Source organism: Congregibacter variabilis (assembly GCF_045689235.1).
Taxonomy (GTDB): Bacteria; Pseudomonadota; Gammaproteobacteria; order Pseudomonadales; family Halieaceae; genus Congregibacter; species Congregibacter variabilis.
In genome coordinates, this window is sequence record NZ_CP136864.1 from 2705063 (window position 1) to 2718236 (window position 13174).

The 13174-nt window shown below is 53.9% G+C and carries 13 protein-coding genes; 11 read left to right on the forward strand and 2 right to left on the reverse strand.

Annotation, left to right across the window (positions count from 1 at the left end; translation table 11 throughout):
- Positions 1-202: 202 nt before the first annotated feature.
- Genes coxB through R0135_RS12005 form a run of 4 tightly spaced genes read left to right on the forward strand, consistent with a single transcriptional unit; the run spans position 203 to position 4547 of the window.
- Positions 203-1357, forward strand: coding sequence for a cytochrome c oxidase subunit II (coxB, locus tag R0135_RS11990; protein WP_407347093.1), 1155 nt, complete (start codon positions 203-205; stop codon positions 1355-1357).
- 14 nt (positions 1358-1371) lie between these two features.
- The gene (gene ctaD / locus R0135_RS11995; RefSeq protein WP_271561954.1) at positions 1372-2943 is read left to right on the forward strand and encodes a cytochrome c oxidase subunit I; all 1572 of its coding nucleotides are present in this window, start codon (positions 1372-1374) and stop codon (positions 2941-2943) included.
- Positions 2944-2970: 27 nt separating this feature from the next.
- A complete protein-coding gene (locus R0135_RS12000; RefSeq protein ID WP_407347094.1) occupies positions 2971-3531 on the forward strand; it encodes a cytochrome c oxidase assembly protein in 561 nt (186 codons plus the stop codon).
- A gap of 47 nt (positions 3532-3578) precedes the next feature.
- On the forward strand, positions 3579-4547 hold the full coding sequence (locus R0135_RS12005; protein ID WP_407347095.1) for a cytochrome c oxidase subunit 3: 969 nt from the start codon (positions 3579-3581) through the stop codon (positions 4545-4547).
- 6 nt (positions 4548-4553) lie between these two features.
- Here the strand turns inward: R0135_RS12005 and R0135_RS12010 are convergent, their stop codons facing one another.
- Positions 4554-4802 (reverse strand): DUF2909 domain-containing protein, encoded by a 249-nt coding sequence (locus tag R0135_RS12010; RefSeq protein WP_407347096.1) that lies wholly within the window; start codon positions 4800-4802, stop codon positions 4554-4556.
- Positions 4803-4877: 75 nt separating this feature from the next.
- Here R0135_RS12010 and R0135_RS12015 point away from each other — a divergent pair, with 75 nt between their 5' ends.
- Genes R0135_RS12015 through polA form a run of 5 tightly spaced genes read left to right on the forward strand, consistent with a single transcriptional unit; the run spans position 4878 to position 10654 of the window.
- Positions 4878-5657: an SURF1 family protein gene (locus R0135_RS12015; protein ID WP_407347098.1), complete on the forward strand. Its 780-nt coding sequence runs from the start codon at positions 4878-4880 to the stop codon at positions 5655-5657.
- 4 nt (positions 5658-5661) lie between these two features.
- A complete protein-coding gene (locus R0135_RS12020; protein WP_407347099.1) occupies positions 5662-6345 on the forward strand; it encodes a hypothetical protein in 684 nt (227 codons plus the stop codon).
- Positions 6338-7261 (forward strand): heme o synthase, encoded by a 924-nt coding sequence (gene cyoE, locus R0135_RS12025; RefSeq protein WP_407347100.1) that lies wholly within the window; start codon positions 6338-6340, stop codon positions 7259-7261. The genes R0135_RS12020 and cyoE overlap by 8 nt, the downstream gene beginning before the upstream one ends.
- On the forward strand, positions 7258-7929 hold the full coding sequence (locus tag R0135_RS12030) for an SCO family protein (protein ID WP_407347101.1): 672 nt from the start codon (positions 7258-7260) through the stop codon (positions 7927-7929). Before cyoE ends, R0135_RS12030 begins: the two co-directional genes overlap by 4 nt.
- Position 7930: 1 nt before the next feature.
- A complete protein-coding gene (gene polA, locus R0135_RS12035; RefSeq protein ID WP_407347102.1) occupies positions 7931-10654 on the forward strand; it encodes a DNA polymerase I in 2724 nt (907 codons plus the stop codon).
- A 692-nt stretch (positions 10655-11346) separates the two neighbouring features.
- On the opposite strand, the gene yihA is transcribed toward polA, so the two are convergent.
- Positions 11347-12042 carry a ribosome biogenesis GTP-binding protein YihA/YsxC gene (gene yihA, locus R0135_RS12040; protein ID WP_407347103.1) on the reverse strand — a complete coding sequence of 232 codons (696 nt, stop codon included), beginning with the start codon at positions 12040-12042 and terminating at the stop codon, positions 11347-11349.
- Between the two features lie 115 nt (positions 12043-12157).
- On the opposite strand from yihA, the gene R0135_RS12045 reads away from it, so the two are divergent.
- Together R0135_RS12045 and R0135_RS12050 are read left to right on the forward strand one after the other, a co-directional pair.
- Positions 12158-12454: a c-type cytochrome gene (locus R0135_RS12045; RefSeq protein WP_407347104.1), complete on the forward strand. Its 297-nt coding sequence runs from the start codon at positions 12158-12160 to the stop codon at positions 12452-12454.
- A 34-nt stretch (positions 12455-12488) separates the two neighbouring features.
- Entirely contained in the window at positions 12489-13130 is a 642-nt protein-coding gene (locus R0135_RS12050; RefSeq protein WP_407347105.1) for a c-type cytochrome, read from the forward strand.
- The last annotated feature ends 44 nt before the right edge of the window (positions 13131-13174 follow it).

The following is a 13174-nucleotide window of genomic DNA, read 5'->3' on the forward strand; positions in this document are numbered from 1 at the left end:
TGGCGAAAAAATACACACCGAAGACCTTTTTGTGCGGCTAGTCGCGCAAAAAACGTACCTAGGCGCGCGTATTGTACGTGCCTCCCTGGGGGTTGGTGTGCCGGTTGAATTCACCCAAATTCGCCGAAACAATTAGATTTGGAGTCTTGGGAGTATGTGTTCCCAAGACGCGACGACACAGTAGATTGATGGAGACCCGGTAATGCAGGGAGCAATCAACCGAGCGTTTATACAAGGCGCAGCCGCGGTTAGTTCGGCACTGGCATTGTCCGCAGGGCCTGTTCAGGCCGCTGGCAACAATACAAGCTCAGTTAATATGAGCCCTGGCGTGACCGCGGTAGGTCAGTCGATCTTCGATCTACACATGATCATCTTATGGATCTGTGTGGTGATCGGTGTCGCTGTCTTCGCCGTGATGTTCTACTCCATCATCTATCACCGCAAATCACGCGGTGTGGTGCCTGCACAGTTTCATGAGAGCACTAAGGTAGAGATTGCCTGGACCGTAGTGCCGTTCTTGATTCTTATAGGCATGGCGGTTCCCGCGACGTCAACGCTGCTGGAAATTTATGATTTTGAAGACGCCGAGATGGATATCCTGGTTACCGGGTATCAATGGAAGTGGAAGTACGAGTACCTGACAGAAGACGGCGAAAACGTCACCTTCTTTAGCAACCTTCAAACACCGCAGTCAGAAATCTATAACTCGGCTGACAAAAACGAGAACTACCTTCTTGAGGTAGATGAGCCCCTGGTGATTCCCGTGAATACCAAGGTTCGTTTTCTGGTTACTGCTAACGACGTGATCCACGCGTGGTGGGTTCCAGAGCTGGCGGTCAAGAAAGACGCTGTTCCCGGCTTTATTAACGAGACCTGGACCCTGGCAACAGAAGAAGGCATTTATCGCGGCCAGTGCGCTGAGCTTTGCGGTAAGGATCATGGCTTCATGCCCATCGTGGTTAAGGTTGTTAGCCAGGAAGAGTTTGCACAGTGGCAAGGTGACAAGCAGAAAGAAGCCGCGCAGGTGCGTGAGTTGATGGCGCAAACCTTCACCATGGATGAGCTCATGGAGCGCGGCAAAGCCGTTTATGCACGAGCTTGTCTGGCCTGTCACGGCGCGAACGGTGAGGGCGGTGTCGGTAATGCCATCGCTGGGTCGGCGGTTGCTACTGGCGAGCTCGGTCAGCACCTGAACATCGGTATAAATGGTGTGCCGGGGTCTGCGATGCAGGCCTTTGGTGGTCAGATCAATGACGTCGAAATGGCGGCTGTGATCACCTACCAGCGCAACGCATTCGGAAACAATATGGGCGATATGGTTCAGCCCATTGATGTATTCAATTACAAGAAGGGTTGAGGGGAGTATTAACCATGGCACACGGACCCGCTAAAGGCATCAGCCGCTGGCTGTTTACGACCAACCACAAGGACATCGGCACGATGTACCTGTGGTTCTCCTTCGCAATGTTTATCTTGGGTGGCGCTTTCGCGATGATTATTCGCGCGGAACTCTTCCAACCGGGTATGCAGCTTGTCGAGCCGGCATTCTTTAACCAGATGACCACCCTGCACGGACTCGTGATGGTGTTCGGGGCGATCATGCCCTCTTTTGTGGGGCTGGCGAACTGGTTGATCCCCATGATGATCGGCGCGCCTGATATGGCTCTCCCGCGTATGAACAACTGGAGCTTCTGGATTCTTCCACCAGCGTTCCTGATGCTTGCATCTACGCTGTTCATGGAAGGTGGTGCACCAGCCTTTGGTTGGACTTTCTATGCGCCGCTGTCCACAACTTACGCTGCGCCTTCAGTCACCTTCTTTATCTTCGCGATCCACATTCTTGGTCTGTCTTCAATTATGGGCTCGATCAACATTATCGCGACTGTGATGAACATGCGCGCACCCGGCATGAGTTACATGAAAATGCCGCTGTTCGTATGGACCTGGTTGATTACTGCCTTCTTGCTGGTTGCGGTGATGCCCGTACTTGCCGGGGCGGTGACGATGATGCTGATGGATATTCACTTTGGCACCAGCTTCTTCTCGGCAGCCGGCGGCGGTGACCCCGTATTGTTCCAGCACATCTTCTGGTTCTTCGGACACCCCGAGGTATACATCATCATCCTCCCAGCATTTGGTGTGGTTTCTCAGATCATTCCGGCCTTCAGCCGTAAGCCGCTGTTTGGCTACGACTCAATGGTGTATGCAACGGCGGCGATTGCCTTCCTGTCATTCATCGTTTGGGCGCACCACATGTACACCGTGGGTATGCCTGTCGCTGGTGAGCTGTTCTTTATGTACGCGACCATGTTGATTGCTGTACCGACTGGTGTGAAGGTCTTTAACTGGGTGAGCACGATGTGGCGCGGCGCGCTGTCTTTCGAGACACCTATGCTGTTTAGCATCGGCTTTTTGGTGCTGTTCACCATCGGTGGTTTCACCGGCCTGATGTTGTCTATCGCACCTGCGGACTTCCAGTACCACGACAGCTACTTCGTCGTAGCGCACTTTCACTACGTGATGGTCGCCGGTGCGGTGTTCTCCATGTCTGCTGCCGTGTACTACTGGCTGCCGAAGTGGTGCGGAAAGATGTACAACGAGACCATGGGTAAGACCCACTTCTGGATCTCGTTCATCGGCTTCAACATCACGTTCTTCCCGCAGCACTTTGTAGGCCTGGCGGGAATGCCCCGACGTATTCCTGACTACGCGTTGCAGTTTGCGGACTTCAATATGATGTCGTCTATCGGTGCGTTCATTTACGGCGGATCGCAGATCCTGTTCCTCTACAACGTGGTTGCGACCATCGTAGCGGGCAAGCCAGTTAGCGATGAGAAAGTATGGGACGGAGCAGAAGGTCTTGAGTGGACGGTGGCTACACCAGCGCCTTATCACACCTTTGAAGTGCCACCGACCATCGATCCTGCGCACGCGCATTCCTGATCGATCATCGAGTAGCCACGAGCAGACATGTTGCGCCTAAACGCTAATCCGTCCATCGATACCGTCATCAAGCTGGTGACGGTAGCGGTGGCGATGTTTGCTTTTGTGTTTGTGGTGATGGTGCCTCTGTACAACGTGCTCTGCGATGCTTTGGGCATCAACGGTAAGACCTCGGGCGAGGTGTACACGGCGGTACAGGCGGGCGTAGATGAAAGCCGGGAGATTACCATCCAGTTCGTAGCGACGAACAATGATGGCATGCCCTGGGAGTTTCGACCGTCTACAACCATGATGCGCGTGAATCCCGGAGCGTCTAACGACACGGTGTTCCTCGCACGTAACCCATTACCGCAAGCGATGGTTGCCCAGGCAATTCCGAGCGTTTCGCCATCTCGGGCTGCTGAATACTTTCACAAGACCGAGTGTTTTTGCTTTAACCAGCAGCCGCTTGATGGTCGAAGCTCGGCAGAGATGCCCTTGCAGTTTATTATCGACCGCGAGCTGCCTGGCGACATTAAGACAATCACATTGTCCTATACCTTGTTTGACGTGACAGACATGGCGCAAGGCGCCGTCGCTGCACGCTAACGGCTGTCGGTCAGGGGGACCGACGGTTTAACTGGAGAGAAAATTCAATGACAAGCCAGACCTCCACAGATTACGAAAAGTATTACGTACCGGAGAAGAGCCCGCTTGCCGTCATGGCTACCATCGGTCTTGTTCTCAGCGTTTTTGGTGCTGCCAATTTCATCAACCAGCTGACCTTTGGCGAGGCGGGAGAAGCATCTCCCACAATCTTGTACGTAGGCTTGTTTGTTTTTGCGGCGACCTTGTTCGTTTGGTTTCGAACAACGATTCGCGAAAACATCGCCGGGATGGCCAGCGGCCAGCTTAAGAAGTCCTACGTGCTTGGCATGTACTGGTTCATTTTTTCTGAAGTAATGTTCTTTGCTGCGTTTTTCGGAGTGCTGTTCTACGTGCGCAACCTCGCGGGGCCATGGTTAGCCGCTGAGGGTGAAGGCGGTCGTATGAACTACCTACTGTGGGAAGGCTTTCAGTTTAGCTGGCCCATGATGCAGACACCTCAGGAAGCTGTGGGCGGCGCCGCAACCCAACTGATTGCCAACAACGGTTCTTTTGCCAGTGCCAAGCAAAGCATGTCATTTGCCGAAGCACATCACTGGTATGCCTGGTTGCCGCTTTGGAACACCATCATTCTACTGTCCTCATCTGTGACCGTGCATATCGCGCACACGGGTTTGCTTGATGGGAACAAGAAGAAGTTCAACCTGTGGCTGGGCGGTACCGTGGCATTGGGCGTTCTGTTTGTCATTCTGCAGATTGCTGAGTACTACGAAGCCTACGCTCACTTTGGCCTGACACTGAATTCTGGAATCTACGGATCAACGTTCTTTATGTTGACCGGCTTCCACGGTTTCCATGTATTTATGGGTATGACCATGTTGGCCATTCAGTTGATGCGTTCGTTGCGAGGTGGCCACTTCACAGCCGGCGATCATTTTGGCTTTGAAGCGTCGAGCTGGTACTGGCACTTTGTCGACGTGGTTTGGGTGTTCCTGTTCCTGTTTGTTTATATCCTCTAAAGCAGATTACTGCTGTTCCTGAGTAGCGGTCCCCTGCGGGCCGCTGTCCCAGGGGTTGCGATGACCCAGCTGTCCGGTCGCAACGCCATAAATAATCAAGCTCATCAAACCTATCGCCAATCCCAGCCGTGCACCCAGTGAATTGAGTGTGCGGCGTTTTGTTTTGTCGCCCTGATCAACCATCAGGAAGTACGCACCACTAACGAGGCTTCCCACCAGCATTATCATGAAAAGGACGATTAAGAATTTCAGCACAGTCGGTACCTTGTTGAAGCCAAACCCACAGTATAGCGGAGCCTCTCGGCATCTTGCTTCGCGGGCGCTTCGATAATGGCTGCGCTGAAGCTTGATCTGGAATGGCGTACTACATTGATGAGTCTGCTGCTCTTTCCCGGATTGATTGCACTGGGGTTTTGGCAGCTTGATCGTGCGGACGAAAAAGCCGACATCGCGCATCGAGAAAGTGAGCGTGCGATGGCAGCTGCGGTGAGTCTCGATCAATTGACGGCGGTTGCCAGGGAAGAGCAGGCTTTTCGCAAAGTGATAGTGAGCGGTCACTATGTAGAAGATGCGGTGATTTTCCTCGACAATCAGATGCGTGATGGCCGCTATGGCCACGATGTGTATGGTGTGTTCTACGATCAGCCCAGTGAGCAATACGTTTTACTGAACCGGGGCTGGGTAGAGGGTGACTCGTCGCGTCGCAGTCTTCCTGAGGTTGATGTGCCCTCCGGGGAGTTTGCCCTGAGCGCCACTGCTTATGTGCCTCCCGGTAAGCCCTATCTGCTTGCCGAGGACCAGTTCGCTGACCTTAAGTGGCCCTTACTGGTGCAGACCGTGGCTTCGGATGCCCTGCATGAATTACTGAAAGAAAAGTTCGCCGGCCAAGTGTTTGCGACGGAACTGCGTCTGGCTGCTGGGAGTCCTACGGGCTTTCGCCGCGACTGGCCGGTGCTGAATGTATCGCCTGAAAAACACCAAGGCTATGCGCTGCAATGGTTTACCATGGCCGCCGCTTTACTGCTGTTTTTTGTGTTTCGTAGCAGCAATATTTTGAGTTTTCGCCGGGGACGCAGTTCTTCCGGCTCTATTGATACAAAGGAGCATTGAGCGCGTGAGCCGCGTAGAAAATCAAAACACGCCAAGCACGGCGCCAGAGCCCGGCAATGGCCGATTGACGCTATTACTGATAGCCGGTATCCCGGTGGTCGTTGTTCTGGCGGCAAGTTGGATGTGGTATTTCGTAGCCAACGGTCAGTTGGACCTTGTAGGCGCTTTGGGAACCGCTAATCGCGGTCAGTTGGTTCAGCCGCCCAGACAGGCTACCGAAGCGGGTTGGCAGGATGCCGATGGTGAGGCCTTTGTTCCCGGCAGCACTGCTATGTGGACACTGGTTATCCCTCAGCGCGGCGCCAGCTGCGATGCCGCCTGTGAGAAACGCCTGTACGAGGTGCGTCAAATCCATATGGCTCTTGGCAAAGAGCTGGGCCGAGCGCAGCGGGCAATGATTACTGATGTACCGTTGGATGCGGTCACCTTAGATGTTGATGCATTGAGTGATCAGCGGCCGTTACCCGATAGCTTTGCCAGCTACGTTGCGGACGAGCAGCGCGGCATGAGTCTTTGGCAGACATCCCAGGCCGATTTCTCAACGATGTTTCCCGAGTATGCCGAGTATCCCGATAGCTGGTATGTCATGGATCCTTCCGGGTGGGTCATGATGCGTTATGACCAGACCGTGACTTACAAGGACGTGATCTCGGACCTTAAATTCTTAATGAAGAACTCTAATGGTTGATTCAGCGACCGTGTCAGACGAGGCTCTCGAAACCCGCGCCAGTTGGCGGGACTACAAAGAGCTGACCAAGCCCGGGGTAGTGGCCTTGCTGATCCTCACGTCTGTGATTGGCATGTGTATGGCTGTGCCGGGTTGGGTGCCGCTTGACGTGCTTGTTCTGGGTAATCTGGGAATTGCGTTTTGTGCGGCGGCCGCGGCCGCGGTCAATCATGTTGTTGACCAGCAAATTGATCAAAAGATGGCGCGCACCCGTAATCGACCCCTTGCCAAGGGCCGGGTGAGCAATCGCAACGCAATCATCTTTGCTTTGGCTTTAGGTGTGGCAGGGATGGCTATTTTGCTCATCTGGATTAATGCGCTTACTGCCTGGCTGACTTTTGCATCGTTGGTGGGATATGCATTTATTTATACGCTATTTTTAAAGCGCGCCACGCCACAGAATATTGTAATTGGCGGCCTTGCCGGCGCTGCGCCACCGTTGCTGGGTTGGACTGCGGTAACCGGCGAAATCCACGGGCACGCCCTGTTGTTGGTGCTCATAATTTTTGCCTGGACCCCGCCGCACTTTTGGGCATTGGCGATTCATCGCCGGGAAGAGTATGCCTTAGTGGACATTCCCATGCTGCCGGTCACGCACGGTGTGCGCTTCACACAGCTGCATATCATTCTCTACACGATCATCATGTTTTTGATAACGCTTATGCCCTTTGCGACGCGCTTGAGCAGTTGGCTGTATCTGGCCGGGGCCGTCGTGCTGGGCTTGCGCTTTTTCTACTGGTCTATCGAGATCTGGCGCGAGAAAAACCCCAAGGCGCCTATTTATGCGTTTAAGTATTCCATTACCTATCTGATGCTGTTGTTTCTGATTATGTTGTTAGACCACTATCTTCTGCCCCTGCCGGCCTACCCCGCATGAGTGATACCACCAGCGGTCAGGAACAGCGTCAGCGTCGGGGTATCCGCCTGACCATCGCTTTTGTACTGACCTTTATACTCATTGTGGTGGCTGGGTTTATTCATCGCATTGGTCAGCCGCGATTAATGTCCGATGGTGAGCTGCAGGCTAATGGCCTTTACCTGATGGACCCACCGCGGGACTTTGGTGACTTTTCTCTCATTGATCACCGCGGGGAGCCTTTCACACCTGCTTCGCTTGAGGATCAGTGGACGCTCGTGTTTTTTGGCTTTACCTACTGTCCGGACATTTGCCCCACCACAATGGCTTTTCTGGATCAGTTTGTAGGCCAGCTCGAAGGCACAGAAGCAAAAGATACACAGGTGGTGATGATCAGCGTGGATCCGGCCCGAGATACCGTAGAGCAGCTGGCCAGTTATGTGCCCTATTTTAATAAGGACTTCACCGGGGTGACCGGGGAGTTTCTGGATTTGTTCAGGTTCGCAACGGCGCTGAATACGCCTTTTCGTAAAGTTGCTGGCCAAGGCGAGGACTACCAGGTCGATCACAGTGCGAATGTTGTGCTGATTAATCCTCGCGGGCACTATCATGGGTTTTTTAAAGCGCCCTTGGATCTTGCCAAAATGAAGGTAACCTACCGAGCGGCACGCTACATCTGGGACCATTGATATGAGTGAAAAGACGCCCCTGATCCTGGTTGACGGTTCGTCCTACCTCTATCGCGCCTACCACGCCCTTCCGCCGCTCACGAACTCTAAGGGTCTGGCGACTGGCGCTGTAAAAGGCGTCATCAATATGCTGCGCCGTCTGCAGAAAGATTATCCCGATAGCACTATCGCCGTGGTGTTTGATGCCAAAGGAAAGACCTTTCGCGATGACATCTACAAAGAATACAAAGCGAATCGCCCACCCATGCCCGATGATCTGCGAGAGCAGGTGCAGCCTATCCATGACATCGTTCGGGGCATGGGTCTGCCGTTGTTGTGCGAGCCCGGCGTAGAAGCTGATGATGTTATCGGTACCCTGGCGCGCCAGGCGAGCGAAGACAATTGTCCGGTGATTGTCTCTACGGGCGATAAAGATATGGCTCAGCTCGTGAACCAGCACATCACCCTGGTCAATACCATGAACGATACGCGCCTGGATCCTCAGGGCGTCGTCGATAAGTTTGGTATTCCGCCGGAACTCATTATCGATCTTCTGGCACTCATGGGCGACAAGGTCGATAACATTCCCGGTGTTCCCGGCGTCGGAGAGAAGACCGCCTTAGGTCTGCTGCAGGGTCTTGGGAGTTTGGACCAAATCTACGCGTCTCTTGATCAGGTAGAGACCCTGAGTTTTCGAGGGGCCAAAACCATGGCCGCCAAACTCGAAAAAGAACGGGATAACGCCTATCTCTCCTACACATTGGCTACCATCGCGACAGATCTCGAATTGCCCCTGGTTTATGCTGATCTTGCAAACGCTCCGCCAGATAACGCAGCACTCCTGAAGCTGTTTAAGGAGCTGGAATTCAAGGGTTGGATCGATGAGCTCGAGGGTGCGAACCTCACTGACAGTGCACCGGTGGACGTTGATACACAAGAGCAACACTACGTTACGGTGTTGGATCAGGATACGTTGGATGAGTGGCTGGCCCGATTGTCTGCAGCACCGCTCTTTGCCTTTGACACGGAAACTACCAGCCTTAATTACATGGAAGCTGAAATCGTCGGCGTATCGTTTGCTGTGGAACGCGGTGAGGCCGCTTATGTGCCGCTCGCACACAGTTATCCCGGTGCGCCAGAGCAGCTTGATCGAGATGCGGTGCTGGCCGCGCTTAAACCACTGCTCGAAGATCCTGCTCGGGCCAAGCTCGGTCAAAACCTTAAATACGATGCCAGCGTATTGGCGCGCTACGACATAGCGATGCAGGGTATTGCCTTTGACACCATGCTTGAGTCTTATGTGCTCGATTCCACAGGCACTCGCCATGATATGGACAGTCTCGCGCTTAAGTATTTAGGTCGCAGCACCACGCACTTTGAAGATGTAGCGGGCAAGGGCGCCAAGCAGATCACCTTCGACAAAGTAGGCATTGAAGAGGCGGCAGCTTACGCAGCCGAAGATGCGGAGGTGACTCTGGCTCTGCACCAGACTTTGTGGCCAAAGCTCCAGGAAATACCCAGTCTTCAGAGCGTTTTTACGGACATTGAGTTACCGCTGGTGTCGGTACTGTCTCGCATGGAGCGCTGTGGCGCACTCTTGGACGAGGAGCGCCTCTGGGAGCAAAGTCGCGAACTCGGTCAACGACTCCAGGCTTTGGAAGAGGAAGCTCACAACGTGGCTGGCCAGGTTTTCAACCTCGGTTCTCCCAAACAGCTCGGCCAGATTCTGTTTGAGAAGCTGGAGCTTCCCATTCTGAAAAAGACGCCCAAAGGGGCGCCTTCGACCGCAGAAGAAGTGCTGCAGGAACTGGCGTTGGATTATCCCCTGCCAAAGTTGCTCATCGAGCATCGCGGTTTGTCCAAGCTCAAGTCCACTTACACGGATAAGCTTCCAGGGATGATCAACCCGCATACTGGTCGTATTCACACCTCTTATCATCAAGCCGTGACCGCGACGGGGCGACTGTCTTCTTCTGACCCTAACCTTCAGAACATTCCGATTCGCACCGAAGAAGGTCGCAGAATCCGGCAGGCATTTATCGCTGCCGAGGGCTATCAGGTCGTCGCAGCCGACTACTCGCAGATTGAATTGCGCATCATGGCGCACTTGTCCGAAGACCCAGGATTGTTGGCCGCGTTCCGAGAGAATCTCGATGTGCACAGCGCCACGGCTGCAGAAGTCTTTGGCGTTCCTTTGGATGCTGTGTCCGGCGACCAGCGTCGCAAAGCCAAGGCAATCAACTTCGGATTGATCTATGGAATGTCGGCCTTTGGTCTTGCGAAACAGTTGCATCTGGATCGTGGCGAGGCGCAGCGTTATATCGACGTGTATTTTGAGCGCTATCCCGGCGTCCGCCAGTATATGGACCGCACGCGCGCCCTGGCTCATGAGCAGGGTTACGTCGAGACCTTGTTTGGACGGCGTCTCTATCTGCCAGAAATCAATGTGCGCAATAAAATGCGTCAGCAAGCGGCTGAGCGAACCGCTATCAACGCCCCTATGCAGGGCACCGCAGCCGATATCATCAAAAAAGCCATGCTTTCGGTGGATAAGTGGATCGCCGACGATGGCGTCGATGCAAAGATGATCATGCAGGTTCACGACGAATTGGTGCTCGAAGTAGTCGAATCTCAACTGAATCCAGTCTGTGATGAGCTATGCCGCCTGATGTCGGCAGCAGCAGATCTGGCCGTTCCACTACTGGTTGAAGCCGGGCACGGCGCCAACTGGGACGAAGCGCACTAAAACTTTTTTGGCTCAACCGGAACTTTTGTACTCCCGGGTCCTCAAACTTATTGTGACAATGAAGTGAAGTGCATGGTCACAGAATGGTGGTTAGCATGGTTCCCACCGTTCGATACCCCTGAGAGACCCTGACTGCCCGGTTGCTTTTCTCCTCGTTTTGCAACCGGGCCTTTTTTTGCCCGAAATTCCGACAATACCTGTTCTCGTGGTGACATCGCGAGCAATCACGTGACTGCTTCGCTCGCTGCTAACGCTTCTACGCTTCGCGAAACAGTCCCGCGCTCGCTCGCTTGGTACAGAGCCAGCGAATTAGTGGGAGATACTGCTCACGCACCGATCCCCCAAGTCTTTTCGGGGAGTGAGCAGTATCTTCTGCTGATGAGCGGGCTAGTCGTGGTGACATCGCGAGCAATCACGTGACTGCTTCGCTCGCTGCTGACGCTTCTACGCTTCGCGAAACAGTCCCGCGCTCGCTCGCTTGGTACAGAGCCAGCGAATTAGTGGGAGATACTGCTCACGCACCGATCCCCCAAGTCTTTTCGGGGAGTGAGCGGTATCTTCTGCTGATGAGCGGGCTAGTCGTGGCGACATCGCGAGCAATCACGTGACTGCTTCGCTCGCTGCTTGCGCTTCTACGCTTCGCGAAACAGTCCCGCGCTTACTCGCTTGGCACCGTGCTGGCTCGCTTGGCCCTAGGCCCAGGAGGAATCTTCTGCTGGTTCGTCGTCGTCAAAGACTGTGGTATCTGTGAGCCAGTGGTCGAGAACTGAGATAAGTTCGCCATGTCCCTGATGCTTTAGAGCGGAGAATAGCTGGCAGCTCACCAGATCGCCCAGATGAGCAACTTTGCCTCGGACTTGCAGTAGTGTTTGTTTGCCAGCCCCTTTGGACAGTTTGTCGCACTTGGTGAGCAGCATATGTACCGGCATTTCTGCCTCTGCCGCCCAGCCGAGCATTTGCTGGTCAAAGGGCTGCAGGGGGTGCCGACAATCCGAGAGCAGGATCAAACCGCGCAGGCTTTGCCTTTCCTGAAGGTAGGCTTCCATCTGGCGGGTCCAGTCCTGCTTGAGTTTTTGCGGTACTTTGGCATAACCGTAGCCGGGCAGATCAACAATCCGTTGCTGCTCGCCCACCGTAAAAAAGTTGATTAATTGTGTACGGCCCGGTGTTTTCGAGGTTCGAGCGAGCTTGTGATTTTGCGTCAGGCTGTTTATAGCGCTGCTTTTGCCGGCGTTTGAGCGTCCGGCAAATGCTACTTCCCAGCCACTATCGGGGGGACATTGGCTCACTTTTGCCGCACTGGTTAGAAATTCAGCCTTACGATAGCTGGGCTTGCTAATCGCGTCGTCCGAAACTTGCTCATCTTGGTGATTTGTTGGGGTATCCATCTTGAGTATAATAGCGCGCCCTCCTACTTGGGGGGCACGAAATATGGGTGGCCTATTGCACAGGTTTTAATTCTGGGCACAGGGCGCCGACTTTGACCATTTGGAGGTGTTTACCGTGAAGAAAATTATATTAGCCGCTGCGGTAGCTGTATTTACCATGGCTGTGCAAGCAGAGCCGAACATGGAAAAGTACGGTAAGAGCTGTGCAGTTTGTCATGCAGCCGGTGTTGCCGGTGCACCTAAGATCGGCGATACCGCCGCCTGGGAGCCACGTTTGGCTAAAGGTATGGATGCATTGATGGCCTCTGTTAAGAATGGCCTGAACGCTATGCCGCCCATGGGCATGTGTTTTGACTGTTCGGACGAAGAGTACATGGAACTGATCAAGTACATGTCTACGTCGGCTGAATAACCAGCCAGCAATTGAGAGTAAGGATCCTGTTGTTATGAAAAAGCTGCTCATTCTCGGAGCGTTCATTTTTGGCGCCGCCTCAAGCACTGTCAGTGTGCAGGCTGCGGACATCCTTAAGGGTGATCCAGCTGCCGGCGAGCAAAAGGCCGTTGCTTGTGGTGCCTGCCATGGTGCTGACGGTAACAGCATGGTTCCCATGTTCCCCAAGCTCGCCGGGTTGGGTGAGAAGTACTTGCTTCAACAGACCCAATATATCCGTGATGGTCTTCGTCCCGTAGCTCAAATGGCTGGGCAGGTCGACAATATGTCAGACCAGGATCTTGCTGATATTGCTGCTTATTTCAGCAGTAAGCCACGCAGCGTAGAAAAGGCTGACCCAGCGCTCATAGCACTGGGCGAGAAGGTGTATCGTGCCGGCGTCGCTGACCGAAATGTTGCGGCCTGCATTGCTTGTCATGGCGCTCGCGGAGCGGGCAACGCTCCTGCAGGCTTCCCTGCACTGGGAGGACAGCATGCTGATTACGTTGCCACGCAGCTCAAGGCCTATCGTAAAGGCTACGAAGATCCTACTGGGCGCGTCACTGATGGTGATATCAAAATCATGCGCAGCAATGCCTTTGGTCTTTCAGATATGGAAATCCAGGCTGTATCGGCTTACGTGTCGGGTCTGCAGTAACGGGAAGCCTTCATCGCGTCAATACACCGATGAACGGCTCGCAA

Coding starts and splice junctions, on each gene's coding strand:
- yihA (WP_407347103.1), bottom strand. CDS start 12,042: ATGGATACCCCAACAAATCACCAAGATGAGCAAGTTTCGGACGACGCG.
- R0135_RS12015 (WP_407347098.1), top strand. CDS start 4,878: ATGGCTGCGCTGAAGCTTGATCTGGAATGGCGTACTACATTGATGAGT.
- R0135_RS12030 (WP_407347101.1), top strand. CDS start 7,258: ATGAGTGATACCACCAGCGGTCAGGAACAGCGTCAGCGTCGGGGTATC.
- R0135_RS12005 (WP_407347095.1), top strand. CDS start 3,579: ATGACAAGCCAGACCTCCACAGATTACGAAAAGTATTACGTACCGGAG.
- R0135_RS12050 (WP_407347105.1), top strand. CDS start 12,489: ATGAAAAAGCTGCTCATTCTCGGAGCGTTCATTTTTGGCGCCGCCTCA.
- coxB (WP_407347093.1), top strand. CDS start 203: ATGCAGGGAGCAATCAACCGAGCGTTTATACAAGGCGCAGCCGCGGTT.
- R0135_RS12000 (WP_407347094.1), top strand. CDS start 2,971: ATGTTGCGCCTAAACGCTAATCCGTCCATCGATACCGTCATCAAGCTG.
- polA (WP_407347102.1), top strand. CDS start 7,931: ATGAGTGAAAAGACGCCCCTGATCCTGGTTGACGGTTCGTCCTACCTC.
- ctaD (WP_271561954.1), top strand. CDS start 1,372: ATGGCACACGGACCCGCTAAAGGCATCAGCCGCTGGCTGTTTACGACC.
- cyoE (WP_407347100.1), top strand. CDS start 6,338: ATGGTTGATTCAGCGACCGTGTCAGACGAGGCTCTCGAAACCCGCGCC.